Source organism: Pseudomonas sp. FJ2-5-13 (assembly GCF_029201605.1).
GTDB lineage: Bacteria > Pseudomonadota > Gammaproteobacteria > Pseudomonadales > Pseudomonadaceae > Aquipseudomonas > Aquipseudomonas lactis.
Genome location: NZ_CP104045.1, coordinates 1,889,333 through 1,911,188 on the forward strand (window position 1 = coordinate 1,889,333; position 21,856 = coordinate 1,911,188).

A 21,856-nucleotide genomic window follows, 5' to 3' on the forward strand; every position below is an offset into this window, starting at 1 on the left:
ATTTCGGATATACGCAATGAAAACTGGTAAAGAACTGAAACCCGGTACAGTGATCCGTCTCGAAAACGACCCTTGGCTGGTTCAGAAAGCTGAGTTCACCAAGTCTGGTCGTAACAGCGCAATCATGAAGACCAAGCTGAAGAACCTGCTGACCGGTTACAAGACCGAGATCGTCTACAGCGCCGATGACAAACTGGACGATGTAATCCTCGACCGCAAAGAAGCGACCCTGTCCTTCATCAGCGGCGACACCTACACGTTCATGGACACCACTGACTACACCATGTACGAGCTGAACGCTGAAGATATCGAAGCCGTTCTGCCGTTCATTGAAGAAGGCATGGAAGACGTCTGCGAAGCTATCTTCTTCGAAGAGCGCCTGGTTTCCGTAGAGCTGCCGACCACCATCGTGCGTAAGGTTGCTTACACCGAAGGCTCCGCTCGCGGCGATACTTCCGGCAAGGTGATGAAGCCTGCCAAGCTGAGCAACGGTACCGAACTGCAAGTGGCCGATTTCATCGAAATCGACGACCTGATCGAGATCGACACCCGTGAAGGTGGTTCGTACAAAGGTCGCGCCAAGAAGTAATTCTGGCCCCGGCGATACGAAAAAAAGCCCGACCTTGAGTCGGGCTTTTTCATGGGCGTCTGTTTATCAGACGGTTACATGCAAGCGCACATCCACGTTGCCACGGGTAGCGTTGGAGTACGGGCAGACTTGGTGTGCAGCGTCGACCAGGCTTTGCGCATCATCCTGGGCCAGGCCCGGCAGGCTGATATGCAGGTCGATATCCAGGCCGAAGCCGCCAGGGATCTGGCCGATTCCCACGTGGGCGGTGATCGATGCGTCATCCGGGATCTTGCGTTTGGTCTGGCTTGCAACAAATTTCAGTGCGCCGATAAAGCAAGCAGAGTAGCCGGCAGCAAACAATTGCTCGGGGTTAGTGGCCTGGCCACCGGCACCGCCCAACTCCTTTGGAGTCGACAGTTTTACGTCGAGGATATTGTCGCTGGAAACGGCGCGACCATCACGGCCGCCAGTGGCGGTGGCTACTGCGGTGTAGAGCGTTTGCATGGGGCGTTCCTCTGTGTTTTAGCGCTAAACATTTGCGCGCTAAGTAGTTGGTGAGATGAATGTATCGCGCCAATGTTTAGTGCGCAAGATAAATTTTCAGCTTTTTTAGGTGAACAAAAATTTGAGGGGCACCACAGAGCAAAAGTGGGAGCTGGCTTGCCTGCGATGACGGCGAGTCAGCTTGCACATGAGCGGCTGATACACCGCCATCGCAGCCTAGGTATCCCCACAACTTTGCAGGCTGTAGCAGCCAACGCTAACCACGATGCGAAGCGAGCCGCTCTTGGTCTTGATCTGCTTGTGATCTTGATCTCAGGCGCCCCGTTAAACCACGCTGGCCGGAATTCGACAGGGATTTGGGGGGTAAACCGGCAGGGATGCCGGTTTAGCCGCCCCGCGCCATGGATGGCGCGTGGCGGCGGCCCCCCAAATCACTGGCGGATTACGGGCACACCGAGCCTAGGCGAGGTGCCGAGTGGTGGGGCAAGAGCGTTTTGCTTACTTTTGCGCTGTTCAAAAGTGAGCCGCTGTCAGAGCGGAACCCTAGGTGGCCGTTACCTAAATAACGGATATGTACCCGGTCCAACTGTGTTGACTGCCAGGCCGCCTTCGCGAGCAAGCCCGCTCCCACAGTTGGATCGTGGTGTGTCAGGTAGATCAGTGTCGGCTGTGAGGGCGCCATCGCAGGCAAGCCAGCTCCCACTTCCGAGTGTGTGTAATGCTGGGGGTGTCAGAGGCTGGTTTGCAGATTAGCGCGCAACGCGATCAGGTCGCCTTGCAGCTTGCGCAATTGCTCCAGCGCCATCCCGCTGGCGCCCAGGATGCATTGCGGAACATCCTTGGCCTTCTCCTGCAAGGCACGCCCGGCGTCGGTCAGCTCCACCACCACCACCCGTTCATCTTCGCGGCTGCGGGTGCGGCTGAGCAGGCCCTCGGCTTCCAGGCGCTTGAGCAGTGGCGTCATGGAGCCCGGGTCCGTCAGCAGGCGGCTGCTGATTTCGCTGACGGTCAACTCATCCTCTTCCCACAGCACCATCATGGCCAGGTATTGCGGGTAAGTCAGGCCGATGGCTTGGAGCAGCGGCTTGTAGACCTTGGTCATCATCAGTGAAGTGGAGTGCAGGGCGAAGCACAGCTGGTTGTCCAGCAATAGCGATTCGCAAGGATCAGGGTTTTTGCTCATGGTAGTGCCTCTAAAAAGCATGTATGGGCTGGAATCTAGCGGGCAAATCTTTAATGCGCCAGGTAATTGTTGCCCTAGGCGTCAGACCAGGCCACTTTGCAATGCCAGATCCCAAGGCGGCACCGGGCTGAAACGGGATTTGAGGTATTCGAGCAGCAACCGGCTGCGGGCATTGGGCTGCTGTTCCAGGCGCAGCGCATAAATGCCGGCGGTTTCCGGGCTGGGCAAACCGTCTTCACAAAACAGCGGCAACAGTTCGCCGCGCACCAGGTACTCACTGGCCAACCAGGTCGGCAGGTGAGCGATGCCCAGCCCGGCCAATGCACCCGAAAGCAGGGCTTCGGCATTGTTGGCGCTCATGCGGATGCGCCGCGGGCGATAGGTGGTGCGGCGCCCGTCCATTTCGAAGCGCCAGGCGAACATCGGCGCCAGCCCGTCCCAGTCCAGGCCGTCATGTTCGCTCAGCTCCCGAGGATGGGCCGGCGTGCCACGGCTTTTCAGATACGCGGGGCTGGCACAGGCGATACGCACGATACTCGCCAACGGCGTAGCGATCAGCCGGGAGTCAACGATATGCCCGGCGCGCAATACCAGGTCGACCTTGCCCAAATGCGCGCCCTGCATATCGACAAAGCTGTCGATCAGGTGCAGGTGCACGTCCAGTCCTGGATACAGGCTCAAAAAGTCCGCAATGACCGGCGCCAGGTGCCGGCGGCCAAACGCTGCGGGCGCATCGACCCGGATCAACCCTTCCGGCGCATGGCTCAGCGAGACGGCTTCGGCCCGCGCCAACTGTAATTCGCTGACAATCCGTCGCGCCCGCTCGGCAAAGGCCAAGCCCGCTGAGGTGGGCACCACCGCATGGGTGCTGCGCTGGAACAGGCGGCTGCCCACTGAGTTCTCCAGGCTGTCGATGCGCCGCGCCACGGCGGAAGGTGTCAGCGGATGGCGGCGCGCGGCGGCGGAAAAACTGCCGGTTTCCAGTACATCCAGAAACAGGCTCAGTTGGTCGGTCAAGGTGTTGGGGTTCATGGCTCAACGCTTATGCGAGATTGGCACAGCCATTGTGCGTTGCTGTGCGTTTCCGCGCCAGGGCCGACTGCGTAGCATGCCAAGCATCAAATGGCGGAGTAGCAAGCGGTGTGGGATTTAGTGATGTACCTGGCATTGGGCGCGGCGTTGGGCACCGTGGGTGGGCTGTTTGGCATTGGCGGCGGGCTGATTGCTATCCCGGTGCTGGGCGTGTTGTTCGGCCTGGATCAGCAGATTGCCCAAGGCACCGCTTTGGTGATGGTCGTGCCGAACGTGATGCTCGCCCTGTGGCGCTATCACCAGCGTAACCGCATCGAGTTGCGTCACGCCTTACCCCTGGGTGTGACCGGCTTTTGCTTTGCCTGGCTGGGGTCGATCTGGGCGGTGGGGCTGGATGCGGGCGCCATGCGTATCGGCTTCATTGCTTTTTTGGTCGCGCTATCGGCCTACAACCTGGTGCGCATGTTCACTCGCAACGCGCCGCCCACCGCGCAAATGCGTTATTCCTGGCCTTGGCTTGGCGTCTTGGGCGCGGCATCCGGTTCCATGGGCGGGCTGTTCGGGGTCGGCGGTGCGGTGGTCGCTACGCCGGTACTCACCAGTGTCTTCGGCACTACTCAAGTGGTCGCCCAAGGCTTGTCGTTGGCCTTGGCGTTGCCTAGCACCGGTGTGACCCTGGTCACCTATGCCTGGCACCACGAGGTGGACTGGATGATCGGCCTGCCGCTGGCGATAGGTGGCCTGCTGAGTATCAGTTGGGGGGTGAAAGTCGCCCATGCCTTGCCGGAGCGTCTATTGCGCGGCCTGTTCTGTGGCTTTTTGGTGGTGTGCGCGGTGATGCTGACCTTTAAAGTTTGAAGCCTTCGATGATGTACTCTGCCAGGCATTCGGTGATCGGCGACGTCATCTGCGGGTTACGCAGCAAGCGCAGGTTCATCGACGGCAAAGGCGGGAAGCCTTCGTCGCTGCCGAGCACGCGCAGGTCGTCGGTGACCAGGCTTTCCATGCTGACCATCGCCGCCAGGCCCGCACTCACCACCGCCAGGATCGCTGCTCCGTTAGAGCTGTGATAGGCCAGGCGATAATCTCGCCCCGCCGCGTCCAGTGCGGCACGTGCCCAATGGGTGTACAGGCACTCGTCGCCGGACACCGCCAGGGGTAGGGCATCGTGCTCTTCCACACAAAAGCACGGCGATGCTGCCCACACCATGCGTTCGGTACGCAATAACTCCCCCAGATCGTTTCCGGGTTCGCGGCTGATCACGGTCAACGCCAGGTCCCGCCGCTGCATCAATACGGTCGATGCTTCGCAGTGCATTTCGATCTGAATCAGTGGGTAGGCTTTGGAAAACTGCTTAAGGATCCCAGGCAGAAAGCGCATCACGTAGTCATCCGGCGTGCCGATGCGCACCAAGCCCACCATGTGGGGCTCGCGCAAGGTATTGAACACCTCGCTGTGCAATTTCAGGATGCGCCGCGCATAACCCAACAGCACCTGGCCTTCGGGCGTGAGCCGTACCTGCCGGCCATCGCGCTCGAACAGTTTGCGCTGCAGCACGTCCTCTTCCAGGCGCTTCATCTGCATGCTCACTGCCGACTGCGTACGGTTGACCTGCTCGCCGGCGCGGGTGAAACCGCCTTGGTCGGCAATGGCGACGAAGGTGCGCAGCACGTCTGTGTCGATGCTGGGATAGGCGGACAATTGATCAATCTCCAAGATGTATTGCATAAGAAACATTCGTTGGATTGATCATAATGCCAGGCACACACTGTCGTCATCCCCACGGGAGGGCGAGAAGATGAAAGGTCAAAAAGGTTTCATATCGACAGGTAAATGGCCGCTTTCCGGGCTGTTTCACACATTCGCGCGTTGGCAGCTGTTGCATCAGGAGCGCCAGATGCTGGCGACCCTGAGCGATGACGCACTCAAGGACATCGGGCTCAATCGCGCCGATGTAGAACAGGAAAGTCATCGGCATTTCTGGGAAGACCCGCTGCGAAAATAAGCCCGGATGCAGTAGGGTAGGGGGCGAGCTTCTATGGAGACTGTCATGCCCGCCGACCTGTGTTTTTCACTCAAGCAAGCTCGACGCATGGCGCTGGCAGCCCAGGGTTTTTCCGGGCGCCAGGCGCCTGCACAGATAAAGGCCGCGCACCTCAACCGCTTGATCGAACGCCTGGGTGTTTTACAGATCGACTCGGTCAATGCGCTGGTGCGTTCCCATTACCTGCCCGTGTTTTCCCGCCTCGGCCATTATTCCCCGTCAATTCTTGAGCAAGCCGCCTGGAGCCAGGGGCGCCGGCGTTCACTCTTCGAATACTGGGGGCATGAGGCGTCGCTGCTGCCCATGGCCCTGTACCCGCTGATGAAGTGGCGCATGGAGCGCGCCCGGCAAGGGCAGGGGATCTATGCGCAGATGGCGCGCTTTGGCCGTGAGCAGCAGGCGACTATCCAGCGCGTGTTACGCATCGTCGAACAGCAGGGCGCCTTGGGGGCCGGCAGCTTGTCGACCCGCGAGGAGCGTGCCGGGCCTTGGTGGGATTGGAGTGATGAAAAGCACGCGCTGGAATGGCTGTTCGCCGCTGGCCTGGTCACGGTTGCCGGTCGTCGAGGGTTCGAGCGGCTCTATGATTTACCCGAACGCGTTATCCCCGCCGAGGTGCTTAATGTCTCCATGGGTGAGGCTCAAGCGCAGCGCGGCTTGCTGTTGCACAGTGCGACGGCATTGGGTGTCGCCACCGAAAAAGACCTGCGCGATTATTTTCGCCTCGACCCCGCCGACAGCCGCAACCGCTTGGCCGAGCTGGTCGAGGATGGGCAACTGCTGGCGTGCCAGGTGCGGGGTTGGAAGCAACCCGCGTATTGCCTGGCGCAGCCGAAACTGCCGCGCAACGTACCGGCCAGCGCATTGTTGTCACCGTTCGATTCGCTGATATGGGAGCGCAGCCGCACCGAGCGCTTGTTCGACTTTCGCTATCGGCTGGAGATCTACACCCCGCAAGAAAAGCGCGTGTATGGCTATTACGTGCTGCCGTTTCTGCACAACGAGCGCATTGCCGCGCGCGTCGACCTGCGGGCCGAGCGTGCCCATGGGCGCCTGGCCGTGCATGCCGTGCACGAGGAAGAGCCGGGGCTGGATGAGGAAGGCATGCTGGCGCTGGCGATGAACCTGCGAAAGATGGCCGACTGGCTAGGGCTGGAACAGGTTCAGCTCAATTGCCAGCGGCCCAGTGCTGCCCGGTTAAGGGCAGCGATGCGGAACCGGGATACCAACCTTTAAACCTCTATCGCGGGCAAGCCCGGCTCCCACAGAGAAACGCGTTCAAATGTGGGAGCCGGGCTTGCCCGAGATGGCGTCATCCCGGTCGATAAAACGTCAGCGTTTAACCTGTTTCAAGGTCTCGGCAATCAGAAACGCCAACTCCAGCGACTGATCGGCATTCATCCGTGGGTCGCAATGGGTGTGATAGCGGTCCGACAGGCCATCTTCGGTGATCGGCCGTGCGCCGCCGATGCATTCGGTGACGTTCTGTCCGGTCATCTCGATATGGATCCCGCCGGCATAGCTGCCTTCTGCCTGGTGCACCTGGAAGAAATCCTTCACTTCGCCAAGGATCTGCGCAAAGTCGCGGGTCTTGTAACCACTGCTGGCCTTGATGGTGTTGCCGTGCATCGGATCGCAGCTCCACAGCACTTGCTTGCCTTCGCGCTGCACGGCACGGATCAGGTTGGGCAAATGGTCACCGACCTTGCCTGCGCCCATGCGGGCGATGAGGTTGAGGCGGCCGGGGTCGTTATCCGGGTTGAGGATGTCGATCAGGCGGATCAGGTCGTCGGGGTTCATGCTCGGTCCGACTTTCACGCCGATCGGGTTGTTCACCCCGCGCAGGAACTCGACATGGGCGCCGTCCAACTGACGGGTGCGGTCGCCGATCCACAGCATGTGCGCCGAGCAGTCGTAGTAGTCGTTGGTCAGGCTGTCACGGCGTACGAAGGCTTGTTCATAGTTGAGCAGCAACGCTTCGTGGGCGGTGAAGAAGCTGGTTTCGCGCAATTGCGGCGAGCTGTCCATGCCACAGGCGCGCATGAAGGCCAGGGTTTCGTCGATGCGGTCGGCCAGTTGGCTGTACTTTTCAGCCAGGGCTGAGTTGGCGATGAAATCCAGGTTCCACTTGTGCACTTGGTGCAGGTCAGCGAAACCGCCCTGGGCAAAGGCGCGCAGCAGGTTGAGGGTGGCGGTGGACTGGTGGTAGGACTGCAGCAGGCGGTCCGGGTCTGGCACGCGGCTTTTTTCGTCGAAGCCGATGCCGTTGACGATATCGCCACGGTAAGCGGGCAGGGTGATGCCGTCGATGGTTTCATCGTTGGCCGAGCGTGGCTTGGCAAACTGACCGGCCATGCGCCCGACTTTCACCACCGGGCAACCGGCGGCGAAGGTCATGACAATAGCCATCTGCAGCAGCACCTTGAAGGTGTCGCGGATCTTCGCGGCGGAAAACTCAGCAAAGCTCTCGGCGCAATCGCCACCTTGCAGCAGGAAGGCACGGCCCTGGGTCACTTCGGCAAACTGACGGCGCAACTCGCGGGCTTCCCCGGCAAACACCAGGGGCGGGTAGCTCGCCAGGCTTTGTTCCACTTGCAGCAAGTGGGCAGCGTCCGGGTATCGAGGTTGCTGCTGGATCGGCAGGGCTCGCCAGCTATCGGGGCTCCAGGGTTGGCTCATCATGAACTCGTTTGCGGGTGGATGTTGGGGCGTCAATGTTAGCAGCAATTAGTGCGTGACCTGTGGCTGCCGCTTGGCCGACAATCGCGCCTTTGTCGTGCGGTAGACCCTTTAGGAGTAGTGATGAGCGAGGAGCGTGTCGAGCGCCTGCTGGCCGAAGTCCATGATGAATTCGGCATGATCCGTGTGCTTGAAGTGGCGGATTACCGCTTTCTCGAATTCGGCGATGCCATCGAGCAAAGCTGTGTATTCACCGCTGACCCGAGCTGGCTGGAGTACGACTATACCCGCGCGATGCTGATCGGTGCGTTGTGCCATGAGCAGCCGGAGAGTGCGTTGTTTCTCGGCCTGGGCGCGGGCACGCTGACCCAGGCGTGCCTCAAGTTCCTGGCGCTGGACGATGTCGAAGCCATTGAACTGCGCCCCGATGTACCGCGCCTGGCGATTGAATATCTGGGGCTGGATGACGACCCGCGCTTGTACATCCGCATTGGTGACGCACTGCAATTGCTCGACAGTGCCGAATCGGCCGATCTGATTTTCGTCGACCTCTACACCGATGTCGGCCCGGGCGTGGGGCATCTGGCCTGGACCTTCCTGGAAAACTGCCAGAAGAAGCTCAACCCCGGCGGCTGGCTGGTGATCAACCAGTGGGCCACCGATGACGGCAAACCGTTGGGGGCGGCGTTGCTGCGTGGGTTGTACCACCGGCATTACTGGGAGCTGCCGGTGAAGGAGGGCAATGTGATTCTGTTGGTGCCTTCGGAGCTGGATCAGGAGCTGGACCTGGAGGCGCTGTCAGCCCGCGCCGAAGCCTTGGCGCCGCGGTTGGGGTATTCGTTGCAGCCGTTGATCAAGGCGATTCGGCCAGCAACTTAGTTGCCGGTTCGGACGCTTTCGCGGGCAAGCCCGCTCCCACAGGGGATTGCATTTCAGCAGAGAATGCAATTCAACTGTGGGAGCGGGCTTGCCCGCGAAGAGGCCCTCACTGCCGACCGCTAATTCAGTTCGTTCAAATCCCCTTGAACACCCCCGGCCGCTTCTCGACCATCGCCCGCACCCCTTCCTTGGCATCTTCGCTATTGAGCAGTTTATCCACCATGGGCGGCAGCGCGGCGGCGGCGACAGCTTCGCCTTCCATCCGCGCCAGCCGCGCCGACATCAGCGTGGCCTGCACACCCAGCGGCGCCTGGCGCGCAATGCGGTTGGCCAATTCAATGGCGCGAGGCAACAGGTCTTCACTGGCCATCACTTCCTGCACCAACCCCAGGCGCAGGGCTTCATGGGCGTCGAATTCGTCGCCAGTGAGCAGCCAGCGCATCGCATTGCCCCAGCCTGCAATCTGATGAAAGCGCAATGTCGCGCCGCCAAATGGAAAGATCCCACGTTGAACTTCCATCTGGGCAAAGCGGGTATTGCTGGCGCAGAGGTTGATATCCGCCGCCAGCATCAATTCGATACCGATCGTCAGGCAATAACCCTGGGCAGCGACGATCACCGGCTTGCTCACGCGCGGGCCGGCAAACACCCCCCACGGGTCGCACCCTCCCAGCGGCGGTTGCCAGCCGCCCGCCATCACGCTGCTGACATTGGCCAGGTCCAGCCCGGCCGTGAAGTGGTCACCATGGGCAAACACCACGGCCACCCGTGCATCATCGTTTCGATCAAATTCGCCATAGGCCAGGCTCAGTTCATTGAGCAAATCCAGGTCGAAGGCGTTGCGTTTGGCCACACGGTCCAGGCCCAGCAATAGAACATGGCCCTCAAGTGCGCGGCTGACACGGCTACTGCTGGCTTGATTCATGGGGTGTGCCCTCGGGGCGCGGGTAAGGTTTCAGACCAAAGGGTCTCAATGGTTGGGTGAACCGTTTAAGCATGATGACCAACAGGGCCGGGCCTCTGAAAAATAGACCCTGGCGCACGGATCTGCAAAACGCGTGACGCAGTGCGCTTTATCGGTGCCTGGCGATAAAAAAAGCTCCCTTTTTCAGCTATTTCCGGTATAGTGCGCGCCGGCCTTTAACCGGGCCGCGTTTAGGTAGCGCAATTCCCCGAAGTCAGCTTCGGCTGCACGTCCGCACAGCGGACTCTTCCTTGACGAATCTTTTTCATTCATTCGTTTTCGCAAATCCCCGCCGACAAAGCAGCCAGGGCGACTCTTGAGTCTCAACACGGCATGCGCAGCTTTGGAGCATGGGTCTTTGCGGATGCACTTAGAGGCAGACCCATGACCCAGGAAACCGGCGGCTTCGCCGCTTTTAATCTTAACCCGAATATTCTTGCAGCCGTCGCAGCGACTGGCTACGAAGAACCTTCGGCGATTCAGCAGCAATCGATCCCGATCATCATGGCCGGTAAGGACATGATTGGCCAGGCGCAAACCGGTACCGGTAAAACCGCCGCGTTCGCCCTGCCTATTCTGCATTGCATCGATCCTGCCAAGCGCGAGCCGCAAGCCCTGATCCTGGCGCCAACCCGTGAGTTGGCGCTGCAAGTAGCAACCGCCTTTGAAACCTACGCCAAGCAAATGCCGGGTGTAACTGTTGTGGCCGTTTACGGCGGCGCGCCTATGGGCCCACAACTCAAGGCAATCCGTAATGGCGCACAGATCGTTGTCGCCACTCCGGGCCGTCTGTGCGACCACCTGCGTCGTGACGAAAAAGTTCTGTCGACCGTGAACCACCTGGTCCTGGACGAAGCTGACGAAATGTTGAAGCTGGGCTTCATGGATGACCTGGAAGTCATCTTCAAGGCACTGCCAGCGACCCGTCAGACCGTGTTGTTCTCGGCTACCCTGCCGCAGTCCATCCGTGCCATTGCCGAACGCCACCTGCGCGATCCGGAGCACGTGAAGATCCAGACCAAGACCCAGACCGTTACCGCGATCGAACAGGCTCACCTGTTGGTTCACGCTGACCAGAAGACCTCGGCTGTATTGAGCCTGCTGGAAGTGGAAGACTTCGACGCCCTGATCATGTTCGTGCGCACCAAGCAAGCGACCCTGGACCTGGCCAGCGCCCTGGAAGCCAAAGGCTACAAAGCCGCTGCGCTGAACGGCGACATTGCCCAGAACCAGCGTGAGCGCGTGATCGACTCCCTCAAGGATGGCCGTCTGGACATCGTTGTGGCGACCGACGTTGCCGCCCGTGGCCTCGACGTTCCACGTATCACCCACGTGTTCAACGTTGACATGCCTTACGATCCAGAGTCCTACGTTCACCGTATCGGCCGTACTGGCCGTGCCGGTCGCGAAGGTCGTGCATTGCTGCTGGTGACTCCACGTGAGCGCCGCATGCTGCAAGTGATCGAGCGTGTTACCGGTCAGAAAGTTGCCGAAGTCCGCCTGCCGGATGCCCAGGCCGTTCTCGATGCGCGCATCAAGAAACTGACCAACAGCCTGGCGCCACTGGTGGCTGACGCTGAATCGACCCACGGCGACCTGCTGGACCGCCTGACCGCCGATATCGGTTGCACCCCGCGTGCCCTGGCTGCAGCCCTGCTGCGCAAAGCCACCAACGGTCAGGCCCTGACCCTGGCAGCCATCGAAAAAGAACGTCCACTGGTTCCGAACAGCGCGCCACGCGGTGATCGTCCAGAGCGTTCCGGTGACCGTCCAGACCGTGGCGACCGTGAGCGTCGTGCTCCAGTGCCATTGGCTGAAGGCCGTGCTCGTTGCCGTACCGCGCTGGGTGCGCGTGATGGTATCGCTGCCAAGAACCTGCTGGGCGCTATCCTCAACGAGGGTGGCCTGGCGCGTGAAGCCATCGGTCGTATCCAGGTGCGTGACAGCTTCTCCCTGGTGGAGCTGCCGGAAGACGGCCTGGAAAAACTGCTGACCAAGCTCAAAGACACTCGCGTTGCTGGCAAGCAGCTCAAGCTGCGTCGCTACCGCGAAGATTGATCCGCCCTTGGGCTGATTGATCGCACATAAAAAATCCCCGACTGGTTCGGGGATTTTTTTTGCCTCCTGTTTTAGTCTTCGACGCTATCAGCTGTGGGAGTTGGCTCCCGTGACGACCTGATGGTAGATGCTGATCTAACTGATGCCCCGCGATCCAAATGTGGGAGCTGGCTTGCCTGCGAAGACGGTCTGACAGCCGACGCTTTTCTACCTGACACCCCGCAATCAAACTGTGGGAGCGGGCTTGCTCGCGAAGACGGCCTAACAGCCAACTCAGTTGGACCGTGTACATATCCATTCCTGCGGTAACGGCCACCTAAGGTTCCGCTCTGACAGCGGCTCACTTTTGAAAAGCGCAAAAGTAAGCAAAACGCTCTTGCCCCACCACTCGGCACCTCGCTTGGGCTCGGTGTGCCCGAACGCAGGCTTGAATCCGTGGGCCGCCGCCACGCGCCATCCATGGCGCGGGGCGGCTAACCCGGCGTCCTGCCGGGTTACCCACGAATTCAAGCCTGCGTTCGGCCAGCGTGGTTTGACGGGGCGCCTAAGATCAAGATCAAAAGCAGATCAAAAGCAGATCAAGAGCGACTCGCTTCGCATCGTGGTTACCGTCGGCTGCTATTGCAGCAAGCCAGCTTCCACAGGTATGACGGCGTCAGCCAAAACGATAGATATCCATGCCCAGGGCGCCCAGTGTGAAGCCTTGGTGCGCGACGCTGAAATCTGCGCCCGCACCCCGCGCAAAATACAGTGGCAGCAAGTGCTCATCGCTGGGATGGCTGCGAACGGCATGGGGGGCTTGGCGGCGATAGTCATGCAAGGCGGCGTCGTCATTGGTCGCCAGTTTGTCGACCACCCAGTCGCGAAACTCCCGCGCCCACGGGGTGATCGTTTCCGGGCCTGCGCGCCAATCCAGTTCGCCCAGGTTATGGGTGATGCTACCGGAGCCGATCAACAGCACACCCTGTTCACGCAGGCTGGCGAGTGCATGCCCGACACGGGTCTGCAGGGCCGGTCCCATGCGACTGGGCAAGGAGACTTGCACCACCGGAATATCTGCTGCCGGGTACATCAGCGACAGTGGGACCCAGGTGCCGTGGTCGAAAGGCCGACGTTCATCAATGCTGGCAGCCAGACCGTCGGCGTGCAGCAGTTCGACGATCTCACTGGCCAGTTGTGGGTCACCCGGCGCGGGGTATTGCACCGCAAACAGCTCGCGCGGGAAGCCGCCGAAGTCGTGCCAGGTTTCGGGTGCAGCACTGCCGCTGACCAGCAATTCCGGGCTTTCCCAATGCGCCGACACCACCACAATGGCTTTGGGCCGTGGCAGTTCGGCGGCCAGGCGCTGCAGCGCAGGGCCGCTGGCGCCGGGTTGCAAGGCGAGCATGGGCGAGCCGTGGGAGATAAACAGGCTGGGGAGCATGAGCAGGGTCCTGAGGGTTAAGATGGAGCCATCTTCAATCAGATCATCGATCTAAATCTAATATAAGTTTTAGCGCCTTTTGATCGAATTTTCGGAGTGATTCATGCAGCCTGAATTTTGGCAGGACCGCTGGGCGAGCAATCAGATTGGTTTCCACCAGCGCGAGGTCAATCCCTATTTGCAACGGCACTGGCCCGTGCTGGGGCTGCCCGAGGGGGCAAAGGTGCTGGTGCCGTTGTGTGGCAAAAGCCTGGACTTGGTATGGCTCGAGAGCCAGGGGTACCCGGTAATGGGCGTGGAGCTATCGGAGCAGGCGGTGGAGGCGTTCTTCAGCGAGCAGGGGCTTGTGCCGCACGTCACTCAGAAGGGCGCCTTCAAGGTTTACCAGGCGGGCCAGATCGAACTGTGGTGTGGCGATTTCTTCAGTCTGGATGCTGAGGCAGTGGCCGGTTGCAGCGCCGTTTATGACCGCGCGGCATTAATTGCCTTACCGCCGCTGATGCGTGCGCAATACGCCGAGCACCTGAATGCCTTGCTGCCCTCAGGCTGCCAGGGGTTGCTGATTACTCTTGATTACGACCAAACGCAGAAGGCCGGTCCGCCTTTTGCTGTTTCGGACGAGGAGGTGCAGGTGCTGCTGGGGCCATATTGGATGTTGGAGCGGCTGGAGGAGCGGGACATCCTGGGGGAGAGCGGGAAGTTCCTGCAGGACGGTGTTACCCGCCTTGAAGAGCGTGCTTATCGGCTGACCAGGCGCTGAAAGGGCTTTTGCTTTTGTAGGCGCGAGGGGGACGCCTAGTTCTTGCTCGCGAAAGACGTCAACGATAACGCGTGCTTGCTGAATGAACGCGGCGCCTGTGAGTTTTTCGCGAGCAAGCTCGCTCCTACAGAGAGCGGTGAAAATCAGCAGGCATAAAAAAGGGGCGATCAGGTCGCCCCTTGTCGAATCATCCGGCTATCAGCCCCGGCGACGCAGTGCGTCAATCCGCTCTTCCAGCGGCGGGTGGCTCATGAACAAGCGAGCCAGGCCCTGCTTGATGCCGCCGTTGATGCCGAAGGCGGTCAGGCTGTCGGGCATATGCACCGGCAGGCCCTGTTCGGAGCGCAAGCGTTGCAGCGCGCCGATCATTGCGCTGGTGCCCGCCAGGCGTGCGCCGGCTTCGTCGGCGCGGAACTCGCGTTTGCGCGAGAACCACATCACGATGGCGCTGGCCAGGAAGCCCAGGACCAACTCGGCGAAAATGGTCGCCACGAAGTAGGCAATGCCACGGCCTTCTTCGTTCTTGAAGATGACCTTGTCGACGAAGTTGCCGATGATCCGCGCAAAGAACATCACGAAGGTGTTCACCACGCCTTGTACCAGGGCCAGGGTGACCATGTCGCCGTTGGCTACGTGGCCGATCTCGTGGGCCAGCACCGCCTTGACTTCATCGGGCGAAAACCGCTCCAGCAGGCCCTGGCTCACGGCCACCAGTGCGTCGTTCTTGTTCCAGCCGGTCGCAAAGGCGTTGGCCTCATACGCTGGAAAAATCCCCACTTCGGGCATTTTGATGCCAGCTTCCTGAGACAACTGCTCCACGGTTTGCATCAGCCATTGTTCATGGCGAGTGCGGGGTTGAGTGATGATCTGGGTGCTGGTGCTCATCTTCGCCATCCACTTGGAGATGAACAGCGAGAACAGCGAACCGGCAAAACCAAAGACCGCACAGAAAATCAGCAGCTGATTGAGGTTCAGATCAACCCCATTGGCCGCCATGAACCCGTTGAAGCCAAAAAGGCTCAGGGTGACGCTGGCAATCAGTACGACCGCCAGGTTAGTGGCCAAGAACAGCAGGATGCGCATCATGGTTGTAGAATTCTCCTCATGCTTAATATGTCGCTCACTGCGGGGTATATAAGGTGCGGCATGGGGTGATTCAACCGGGGGACTATTTCAAACTGTGTCCTACACCTCGGGCGTAGGGCCTTGAAGGGATTTTCCCACCTGTATTGTCAGCCTTGATCGACCCGATGCTGCCCCGTCGCCCCGTGATTATAGGGGGTACGTCATCGGCAGAGGCCAAATGAAGTACAACCGCAAGTAAGTGACACAGAAGTGTTGCTAGATAATCGCTGTACGACCCTTTGTGAGTCGTACAGCGTCAATGGCCTTACTGGCGATAGGACTTCAGGAAGTTGCCGATGCGACCAATGGCCATTTCCAGGTCATCCACACGTGGCAAGGTCACTACGCGAAAGTGATCCGGCCACGGCCAGTTGAAGGCGGTGCCTTGCACCACCAGCAGTTTTTCTGACAGCAGCAGGTCGAGCACGAACTTCTCATCGTTGAGGATCGGGCAGACTTTCGGGTCGATCCGCGGAAACGCGTAGAGCGCGCCCATGGGCTTCACACAGCTCACGCCGGGGATTGCGTTGAGCAATTCCCAGGTACGGTTACGCTGCTCCAGCAAGCGGCCTTGGGGCAGGATCAGGTCATTGATGCTCTGGTAACCGCCGAGGGCGGTCTGGATCGCGTGCTGGCTCGGTACGTTGGCGCACAGGCGCATGTTGGCCAGCATGTCGATGCCTTCGATGTAGCTTTGCGCGTTGTGCTTGGGCCCGGAGATGGCGATCCAGCCGGAACGGAAACCCGCCACGCGGTAGGACTTGGACAGGCCATTGAAGGTCAGGCACAGCAGGTCTGGCGCCAGGGAGGCGGTGCAGATATGCACGGCGTCATCGTAGAGGATCTTGTCGTAGATCTCGTCGGAGAACACCACCAGGTTGTGCTGGCGTGCCAGTTCCAGCATGCCCAGCAGTACTTCCCTGGAGTACACCGCGCCTGTAGGGTTGTTCGGGTTGATGATCACCAGGGCCTTGGTGTTGGGGGTGATCTTGGCCTTGATGTCGGCCAGGTCCGGGAACCAGTCGGCGCCTTCATCACACAGGTAATGCACCGGGTGGCCGCCCGCCAGGGTCACGGCGGCGGTCCACAGTGGGTAATCCGGGGCTGGCACCAGCACTTCATCGCCATTGTTGAGCAACGCCTGCATGGACATCACGATCAGCTCGGACACGCCGTTGCCCAGGTAGATGTCCTCGATGCCGACGCCTTCGACCTGCTTTTGCTGGTAGTACTGCATCACCGCCTTGCGCGCGCTGAACAGGCCCTTGGAGTCGCTGTAACCCTGGGCGGTCGGCAGGTTGCGGATCACATCCTGGAGGATTTCGTCCGGCGCCTCGAAACCAAACGGCGCCGGGTTGCCAATGTTCAGCTTGAGGATGCGATGGCCTTCCTCTTCCAGGCGTTTGGCGTGCTTGAGCACTGGGCCGCGAATGTCGTAGCAGACGTTGGCGAGCTTGTTCGATTTGCTGACCTGCATGGCGATGTGATCCTGAAAATGAACGATCCCGACGGCGTAGGCACTACCGTAGGGTGAAGCCTGCACGGCCCGCACCCATAAATACGTTTGAATGCCGGTGGCGCGGGTGCCAGACTGGCGTTTTGAAGAGGCGCAATCATACGTGCCGCCTGATCCATGGAAAAGACACAGATCAGGGTTTTTCAGTTGCCGAGGTGTACCGATGGATAAGTTGCAGAAAACTGTAGACGAATGGAAGGCGATGCTCGATCCGGAGCAGTACAACGTGTGCCGTCTCAAAGGTACCGAGCGACCGTTCAGCGGCAAGTACAACGCCACCAAGACCGACGGCGTCTACCACTGCATCTGCTGCAACGAGCCGCTGTTCGATTCCAAGGCCAAGTTTGATTCCGGCTGCGGCTGGCCCAGCTTCTATGAGCCGATTGCCGATAGCGCAATGGTCGAGATCCGCGACGTCAGTCACGGCATGATTCGCACCGAAGTCACTTGCGCCAAGTGTGACGCACACCTGGGGCATGTGTTCCCGGACGGTCCACCGCCGACGGGCCTGCGCTACTGCATCAACTCGGTATGCCTGGATCTGGTGCCGCGCTAGGCTTGCATAGCCCCCGTCGGAGCGAGCTTGCTCGCGAAAAACGCCAACGATAACGCGGGGCGCCTGAATGAGCGCGGCGTCTGGGAGTTTTTCGCGAGCAAGCTCGCTCCTACACGAATAAGGTTCTTCTTTCGCTGACTTGAGGTATTGCCATGAGCGACTCCCTGCTGAGCATCCCTTGCACCACCATCAAGGGTGAACAAAAGACCTTGGCCGATTTTGCCGGCAAGGCCATTCTGGTGGTCAACACCGCCAGCAAATGCGGCTTCACCCCTCAGTACAAGGGCCTTGAGCAACTTTGGCAGCAATACAAGGACCAGGGCCTGGTAGTGCTCGGCTTTCCCTGCAACCAGTTCGGCAAGCAGGAGCCGGGCAACGAAGGCGCGATATCCGAGTTTTGCGAGCTGAATTTCGGCGTCAGTTTTCCGCTGTTCAAGAAGATCGATGTCAATGGCAGCGACGCTCACCCCCTGTTCGTGCAGTTGAAAAAGCAGGCTCCGGGGCTACTGGGTTCCAAGAATATCAAGTGGAACTTCACCAAGTTCCTCATCGGCCGTGATGGCCAGCAGGTCAAGCGCTTTGCGCCAACCACCAAGCCCCAGGACTTGACCCAGGAGATCGAAGCCCTGCTCAAATGACCTACGCGGTGCGGGTACCCGTCAGAGGCTGGTGGTCTTCGGTACCCACAGTTCAAGCAGCGCGTTGAGTTCTTCCCGGCGAAACGGCTTGGCCAGGTAATCGTTCATTCCCGCGGCCCGGCAACGCTCGCGTTCTTCGGCCATCGCGTTGGCGGTCAAGGCCACGATGGGCAAGTCCGGCCAACGCCCGCTGCGGCGAATCTGTCGGCTGGCCTCATAGCCATCCATCACGGGCATGTTGCAGTCCATCAACACCATATCGAAGCGCTGGTCCTCCAGCAGCTTGAGGGCTTCGCCGCCATGGGCTGCGACGATCACCTCGCACCCGAGCTTGCTGAGCATGCCCTTGGCCACCAGTTGGTTGACCGCGTTGTCCTCCACCAACAGGATGCGCGCACGGTGCGCAAGCGGTGCGGTTTCTATCTGGACCGGGTCGAGCACCAGTTGCGCGTCGCTGCGCAGGTTGCGTTGCAGGATCTGGTACAGCGCGTTACGGCTCAACGGGCGGGCTTGTTGCTGCAGCGGCGCCAGGGCCGCGACTTCTTCGCTGGGCAAAAAGTTGCCGTAGGCGGTGACCAGCAGAATCGGCGCGCTGATGCCCGGGCGCAAGCGGAACAAGCATTCAGGACAGTCAGTGATCAACAGGTCGGGCGCCAGCCCGCTCAGATCATCGTCCTGGGAATAGCACCGCGGCGTCAGCCCCCAAGAGGGCAATAGCGTGGTGAGCAGCTCCGTCAGCCCGCCGCCGGCGTTGGTGATGGCGATCACCTCGCCCGTGAGCGGTGCATAGCGTGTGGCAGGCAAATGCGCCGGCAGTGGAAGGTCGGCGCAGAACTGGCTGCCAAAGCCCACCTCCGAACTGATACTCAAGCGGCCTTGCATGGCTTCGCACAGGTTATGGGTCAGTGCCAGGCCTAAACCCGTGCCGCCAAACTGACGGGTGATGCCAGCGCCGGCCTGGGTGAACGGCTGGAAAATTTTCACCTGGGCTTCCTGAGCGATGCCAATACCGGTGTCGCACACTTCGATGCTGACCCGGCCTTCCAAGGCGCGTAGGCGCACATCGACGCGGCCGAAGCGGGTGAACTTCAAGGCATTGGAGAGCAAGTTGCTGACGATTTGCCGCACACGGGTCGGGTCACCGATCACCTGGGCGGGAAATTGCGGGTCGATCAGGCAGGTCAGCTCCACACTCGGCGCGGCGTTTTGCGACAGCAGGTTGGCGGTGTCCTCCACCAGGGAGCCCAGGTCAAAGGGGATATGCTCCAGTTCCAACTGGCCGGCGTCGAATTTGGACAGGTCGAGAATATCGTTGAGCAACTCCACCAGCACTTTGCCTGAGTCATGGGCAATGGACAGTTGCTGGCGCTGTTCGGCGGTCAGCGGGCTGTCCAGTGACAGGGCAATCATGCCCAGCAGCCCGTTGAGTGGCGTGCGGATTTCATGGCTCATATTGGCCAGGAATGCCGCCCGCGCCTGGGCCATGCCCAGCGCCGTCATTTTCGCCGCCTCCAGCTCATCGTTGGACTGGCTCAAGCGTTGGTTACTGGTCTTGAGTTCAAGGGTGCGCGCCGAAACGATATTTTCCAGTTGCCCCAGGTACTCCGTGAGGCGGTCTTCGGCGTGGCGCCGTTGCTGGATCTCGGTTTCCATGTTTTCGAATTGCTGGTTGGCGACGCTGACCAGCACGCCGATTTCATCGTGTTCATGCCCCGGTGGGCAATCCAGGCGCGCCTGTTTGCGTGTGCTCAGCTCGCGGATAATGCGCACCAGCGGTTGGGTGAGCATTACGTAGAACAGGCCGAGTAAAATCCCGGTGAGCAACAGGCTGCGGGCGAAGCCGTTGAGCAGGGTGATCTCTGCGCGATGCAGGAAACGGCTGCCAAAGGCATAGGTGTCGACGTCCAGGCGCAGCACACCCAGGGAGTCGTTGGGCATATGGCTGAGAAACAGCCGGTCTTCGAACTGGCGATTGGCACCAAACAGAAAATCGCTGACGGGCCGATAGTTGCTTTCTTTGCGCGGGCGGTTGACGTCGGCCAGCACCACGCCATTGTTGTCGATCAACTGCGCGCGGATGATGGCAGGGGAGTGCAGCAGGCCCAGGGTCAGTTCCTGGGCGAGTTCGGCATCGATGTTGTAGGCGATGCGTGACGCCGGGTTGTGGCTGATTTCAATCAGTGAGCGTATTTCACGGTTGATGGATGCGTCTTCACTGGCATAATCAATGCCGATTTGGATCAGGCTGAGCAGGGTTCCCAAGACGAAACCGACCAGCACAGTCAATCTGGCTTGTTTATAAGACAAGCGGTGGGCGAACTTGATATCCATCGAGTGTTGAACCACTTAGCGTTTCCCTTCGCCCGGCAAGCATAGCTGAACATCCACAAGCTTTGGCTCGCCCGGCATGAATCGTTTTTTTGATGCAGCCCATGCAGTGTGCCGCAGGGTTGCCAATACGCCATCTTTTGCAAGAAGTTGCCAGAGGAATAGCTGTGGATTCTCGATTGAATGCCTTTCTTGAGCGCGCCGATGCGGTGCTGGCTCGCCTGGAACCGTTGTTACCCGCCCCGCGCCAAGCGATCGACTGGAGCCAATGCCTGGCCGCCCGTTGGCAGCGCGAAGGCCGCACTGGCTTCCTGTTGCCGCTGGAGGTCAGCCTGGACATGCGCCTGTCGGACCTGATCGGTGTCGATAAACAACGCGAGCAACTGGCGCGCAACACCCAACAGTTTCTCGACGGTTTGCCCGCCAACCATGCGCTGTTATGGGGTTCGCGTGGCACCGGCAAGTCTTCCATGGTTCGTGCCTTGCTCGCCCAGCACGCCAAGGCGGGCTTGCGCTTGATCGAGATCGAGCGTGACCACCTGGCGGATCTGCCGCGGGTGGTCGAGCAACTGCTCAAGCTCCCCCAACGCTTTATTCTGTTTTGCGATGACCTGTCGTTTGAAGCGGGCGAAGGCGATTATCGCGTGCTCAAGAGCGTGCTCGATGGCTCCCTGGAACAGGCGCCGGAAAACGTGCTGCTGTATGCCACGTCCAACCGTCGCCACCTCGTGCCGGAAAACCAGAGCGACAATGACAACTGGAAGCGCGTGGATGGCGAATTGCACCCGAGCGAGGCGGTTGAAGACAAGATTGCCTTGTCGGATCGTTTTGGCCTGTGGCTGTCGTTCTACCCGTTTAGCCAGGAGCATTTCCTGGATGTGGTGGAGCACTGGATCGGCGAGTTGGCCAGCAAGGCCGGCTTGCAGTGGCAGCGCGATGAGCAGCTTGATGTCCTCGCGGTGCGTTGGGCCACTGGGCGGGGCAACCGCAATGGCCGGTGTGCCTATCAATTCGCCCGTTACTGGGTGGGTCTTAAATTGTTGGAACGTCAACCATGATCGATTTACAACAGGCCGGCAGCGGCCTTGATGGCTATGCCATGCTGTGCGCGCAACTGGAGTCGCTGTTGGCTGATGAGCGCGATTTTATTGCCAACAGTGCGCAGTTTTCCGCGTTCCTGTTCAACCAGTTGGATGACTTGAACTGGGCGGGTTTTTACCTCAATCGCAATGAAGAGTTGGTACTGGGGCCCTTCCAGGGGCAGATCGCCTGTGTGCGCATTCCGTTTGGTCGTGGCGTGTGTGGTGCGGCTGCGGCAACGCGGCAAACCCAGCGCGTGGAGGATGTGCACGCGTTCCCAGGCCATATCGCCTGTGACAGCGCTTCGAACAGTGAATTGGTAGTGCCCTTGGTCAAGGACGGTCACCTGATTGGCGTTCTTGACCTCGACAGCCCATTGCTGACCCGTTTCACCCCTCAGGACCAGGTGGGCATTGAGCGGCTGGTGGAGATTTTCCTGCGGTTGACCGACTGCTGAAGCGGCTGGTGAGGCAGGTTGGGGTAGGGGCGCGTTTGCTCACTCCTACCCCTACCGG

At 60.1% G+C, this 21,856-nt stretch carries 21 protein-coding genes; 11 read left to right on the top strand and 10 right to left on the bottom strand.

What is annotated here, in order from left to right; translation table 11 throughout:
• Positions 1-16 precede the first annotated feature (16 nt).
• On the top strand, positions 17-589 hold the full coding sequence (locus tag N2A98_RS08520; protein WP_003172723.1) for an elongation factor P: 573 nt from the start codon (positions 17-19) through the stop codon (positions 587-589).
• Between the two features lie 66 nt (positions 590-655).
• Here N2A98_RS08520 and N2A98_RS08525 read toward each other — a convergent pair whose 3' ends face one another.
• The 3 genes from N2A98_RS08525 to N2A98_RS08535 form a co-directional block, all read right to left on the bottom strand.
• On the bottom strand, positions 656-1,075 hold the full coding sequence (locus N2A98_RS08525; RefSeq protein ID WP_010176159.1) for an organic hydroperoxide resistance protein: 420 nt from the start codon (positions 1,073-1,075) through the stop codon (positions 656-658).
• 730 nt (positions 1,076-1,805) lie between these two features.
• Positions 1,806-2,258, bottom strand: a complete 453-nt coding sequence (locus tag N2A98_RS08530; RefSeq protein ID WP_032892735.1) for a MarR family transcriptional regulator — start codon at positions 2,256-2,258, stop codon at positions 1,806-1,808.
• 81 nt (positions 2,259-2,339) lie between these two features.
• Positions 2,340-3,290, bottom strand: a complete 951-nt coding sequence (locus N2A98_RS08535) for a LysR family transcriptional regulator (protein WP_275623265.1) — start codon at positions 3,288-3,290, stop codon at positions 2,340-2,342.
• Between the two features lie 108 nt (positions 3,291-3,398).
• Here N2A98_RS08535 and N2A98_RS08540 point away from each other — a divergent pair, with 108 nt between their 5' ends.
• Positions 3,399-4,148: a sulfite exporter TauE/SafE family protein gene (locus N2A98_RS08540; protein ID WP_044274558.1), complete on the top strand. Its 750-nt coding sequence runs from the start codon at positions 3,399-3,401 to the stop codon at positions 4,146-4,148.
• On the opposite strand, the gene N2A98_RS08545 is transcribed toward N2A98_RS08540, so the two are convergent.
• Positions 4,138-5,019: a LysR family transcriptional regulator gene (locus tag N2A98_RS08545; protein ID WP_044274557.1), complete on the bottom strand. Its 882-nt coding sequence runs from the start codon at positions 5,017-5,019 to the stop codon at positions 4,138-4,140. The genes N2A98_RS08540 and N2A98_RS08545 overlap by 11 nt on opposite strands.
• 70 nt (positions 5,020-5,089) lie before the next feature.
• Between N2A98_RS08545 and N2A98_RS27170 the strand changes: the two genes are divergently transcribed.
• Positions 5,090-5,296, top strand: a complete 207-nt coding sequence (locus N2A98_RS27170; protein WP_044274555.1) for a DUF1127 domain-containing protein — start codon at positions 5,090-5,092, stop codon at positions 5,294-5,296.
• Between the two features lie 45 nt (positions 5,297-5,341).
• Complete coding sequence (locus N2A98_RS08555) at positions 5,342-6,571, top strand: winged helix-turn-helix domain-containing protein (RefSeq protein ID WP_275623266.1); 1,230 nt, start codon at positions 5,342-5,344, stop codon at positions 6,569-6,571.
• A 96-nt stretch (positions 6,572-6,667) separates the two neighbouring features.
• On the opposite strand, the gene N2A98_RS08560 is transcribed toward N2A98_RS08555, so the two are convergent.
• Positions 6,668-8,014 (bottom strand): 3-deoxy-7-phosphoheptulonate synthase class II, encoded by a 1,347-nt coding sequence (locus N2A98_RS08560; protein ID WP_044274551.1) that lies wholly within the window; start codon positions 8,012-8,014, stop codon positions 6,668-6,670.
• Positions 8,015-8,137: 123 nt separating this feature from the next.
• Between N2A98_RS08560 and N2A98_RS08565 the strand changes: the two genes are divergently transcribed.
• Positions 8,138-8,893, top strand: a complete 756-nt coding sequence (locus N2A98_RS08565) for a spermidine synthase (protein WP_003189897.1) — start codon at positions 8,138-8,140, stop codon at positions 8,891-8,893.
• A gap of 133 nt (positions 8,894-9,026) precedes the next feature.
• On the opposite strand, the gene N2A98_RS08570 is transcribed toward N2A98_RS08565, so the two are convergent.
• Positions 9,027-9,818 (bottom strand): crotonase/enoyl-CoA hydratase family protein, encoded by a 792-nt coding sequence (locus tag N2A98_RS08570; RefSeq protein WP_044274549.1) that lies wholly within the window; start codon positions 9,816-9,818, stop codon positions 9,027-9,029.
• 423 nt (positions 9,819-10,241) lie between these two features.
• Between N2A98_RS08570 and N2A98_RS08575 the strand changes: the two genes are divergently transcribed.
• A complete protein-coding gene (locus N2A98_RS08575; RefSeq protein ID WP_003189900.1) occupies positions 10,242-11,915 on the top strand; it encodes a DEAD/DEAH box helicase in 1,674 nt (557 codons plus the stop codon).
• A gap of 655 nt (positions 11,916-12,570) precedes the next feature.
• Here the strand turns inward: N2A98_RS08575 and N2A98_RS08580 are convergent.
• Positions 12,571-13,338, bottom strand: a complete 768-nt coding sequence (locus N2A98_RS08580) for a class III extradiol ring-cleavage dioxygenase (RefSeq protein WP_044273988.1) — start codon at positions 13,336-13,338, stop codon at positions 12,571-12,573.
• 103 nt (positions 13,339-13,441) lie between these two features.
• Here N2A98_RS08580 and N2A98_RS08585 point away from each other — a divergent pair, with 103 nt between their 5' ends.
• Positions 13,442-14,098: a thiopurine S-methyltransferase gene (locus N2A98_RS08585; RefSeq protein ID WP_047710401.1), complete on the top strand. Its 657-nt coding sequence runs from the start codon at positions 13,442-13,444 to the stop codon at positions 14,096-14,098.
• A gap of 198 nt (positions 14,099-14,296) precedes the next feature.
• Here N2A98_RS08585 and htpX read toward each other — a convergent pair whose 3' ends face one another.
• Both htpX and N2A98_RS08595 read right to left on the bottom strand, forming a co-directional pair.
• Positions 14,297-15,184: a protease HtpX gene (gene htpX / locus N2A98_RS08590; RefSeq protein WP_003189904.1), complete on the bottom strand. Its 888-nt coding sequence runs from the start codon at positions 15,182-15,184 to the stop codon at positions 14,297-14,299.
• Positions 15,185-15,488: 304 nt separating this feature from the next.
• Positions 15,489-16,700 (bottom strand): pyridoxal phosphate-dependent aminotransferase, encoded by a 1,212-nt coding sequence (locus N2A98_RS08595; RefSeq protein WP_044273990.1) that lies wholly within the window; start codon positions 16,698-16,700, stop codon positions 15,489-15,491.
• A gap of 202 nt (positions 16,701-16,902) precedes the next feature.
• Between N2A98_RS08595 and msrB the strand changes: the two genes are divergently transcribed.
• Complete coding sequence (gene msrB, locus N2A98_RS08600) at positions 16,903-17,295, top strand: peptide-methionine (R)-S-oxide reductase MsrB (RefSeq protein ID WP_003189907.1); 393 nt, start codon at positions 16,903-16,905, stop codon at positions 17,293-17,295.
• 152 nt (positions 17,296-17,447) lie between these two features.
• Positions 17,448-17,933, top strand: a complete 486-nt coding sequence (locus tag N2A98_RS08605; protein ID WP_014717681.1) for a glutathione peroxidase — start codon at positions 17,448-17,450, stop codon at positions 17,931-17,933.
• A gap of 21 nt (positions 17,934-17,954) precedes the next feature.
• Here N2A98_RS08605 and N2A98_RS08610 read toward each other — a convergent pair whose 3' ends face one another.
• Positions 17,955-20,264 (bottom strand): response regulator, encoded by a 2,310-nt coding sequence (locus N2A98_RS08610; protein WP_044273991.1) that lies wholly within the window; start codon positions 20,262-20,264, stop codon positions 17,955-17,957.
• Positions 20,265-20,428: 164 nt separating this feature from the next.
• Here N2A98_RS08610 and N2A98_RS08615 point away from each other — a divergent pair, with 164 nt between their 5' ends.
• Together N2A98_RS08615 and N2A98_RS08620 are read left to right on the top strand one after the other, a co-directional pair.
• Complete coding sequence (locus N2A98_RS08615; RefSeq protein WP_044273993.1) at positions 20,429-21,319, top strand: ATP-binding protein; 891 nt, start codon at positions 20,429-20,431, stop codon at positions 21,317-21,319.
• Complete coding sequence (locus tag N2A98_RS08620; protein WP_275623267.1) at positions 21,316-21,798, top strand: GAF domain-containing protein; 483 nt, start codon at positions 21,316-21,318, stop codon at positions 21,796-21,798. Before N2A98_RS08615 ends, N2A98_RS08620 begins: the two co-directional genes overlap by 4 nt.
• Positions 21,799-21,856 lie beyond the last annotated feature (58 nt).

Excerpts from the sequence above, each read along its gene's own strand:
- N2A98_RS08520 (WP_003172723.1), top strand. The coding sequence starts at position 17 with ATGAAAACTGGTAAAGAACTGAAACCCGGTACAGTGATCCGTCTCGAA.
- N2A98_RS08525 (WP_010176159.1), bottom strand. The coding sequence starts at position 1,075 with ATGCAAACGCTCTACACCGCAGTAGCCACCGCCACTGGCGGCCGTGAT.
- N2A98_RS08530 (WP_032892735.1), bottom strand. The coding sequence starts at position 2,258 with ATGAGCAAAAACCCTGATCCTTGCGAATCGCTATTGCTGGACAACCAG.
- N2A98_RS08535 (WP_275623265.1), bottom strand. The coding sequence starts at position 3,290 with ATGAACCCCAACACCTTGACCGACCAACTGAGCCTGTTTCTGGATGTA.
- N2A98_RS08545 (WP_044274557.1), bottom strand. The coding sequence starts at position 5,019 with ATGCAATACATCTTGGAGATTGATCAATTGTCCGCCTATCCCAGCATC.
- N2A98_RS27170 (WP_044274555.1), top strand. The coding sequence starts at position 5,090 with ATGAAAGGTCAAAAAGGTTTCATATCGACAGGTAAATGGCCGCTTTCC.
- N2A98_RS08555 (WP_275623266.1), top strand. The coding sequence starts at position 5,342 with ATGCCCGCCGACCTGTGTTTTTCACTCAAGCAAGCTCGACGCATGGCG.
- N2A98_RS08560 (WP_044274551.1), bottom strand. The coding sequence starts at position 8,014 with ATGAGCCAACCCTGGAGCCCCGATAGCTGGCGAGCCCTGCCGATCCAG.
- N2A98_RS08565 (WP_003189897.1), top strand. The coding sequence starts at position 8,138 with ATGAGCGAGGAGCGTGTCGAGCGCCTGCTGGCCGAAGTCCATGATGAA.
- N2A98_RS08570 (WP_044274549.1), bottom strand. The coding sequence starts at position 9,818 with ATGAATCAAGCCAGCAGTAGCCGTGTCAGCCGCGCACTTGAGGGCCAT.
- N2A98_RS08575 (WP_003189900.1), top strand. The coding sequence starts at position 10,242 with ATGACCCAGGAAACCGGCGGCTTCGCCGCTTTTAATCTTAACCCGAAT.
- N2A98_RS08580 (WP_044273988.1), bottom strand. The coding sequence starts at position 13,338 with ATGCTCCCCAGCCTGTTTATCTCCCACGGCTCGCCCATGCTCGCCTTG.
- N2A98_RS08585 (WP_047710401.1), top strand. The coding sequence starts at position 13,442 with ATGCAGCCTGAATTTTGGCAGGACCGCTGGGCGAGCAATCAGATTGGT.
- htpX (WP_003189904.1), bottom strand. The coding sequence starts at position 15,184 with ATGATGCGCATCCTGCTGTTCTTGGCCACTAACCTGGCGGTCGTACTG.
- N2A98_RS08595 (WP_044273990.1), bottom strand. The coding sequence starts at position 16,700 with ATGCAGGTCAGCAAATCGAACAAGCTCGCCAACGTCTGCTACGACATT.
- msrB (WP_003189907.1), top strand. The coding sequence starts at position 16,903 with ATGGATAAGTTGCAGAAAACTGTAGACGAATGGAAGGCGATGCTCGAT.
- N2A98_RS08605 (WP_014717681.1), top strand. The coding sequence starts at position 17,448 with ATGAGCGACTCCCTGCTGAGCATCCCTTGCACCACCATCAAGGGTGAA.
- N2A98_RS08610 (WP_044273991.1), bottom strand. The coding sequence starts at position 20,264 with ATGGATATCAAGTTCGCCCACCGCTTGTCTTATAAACAAGCCAGATTG.
- N2A98_RS08620 (WP_275623267.1), top strand. The coding sequence starts at position 21,316 with ATGATCGATTTACAACAGGCCGGCAGCGGCCTTGATGGCTATGCCATG.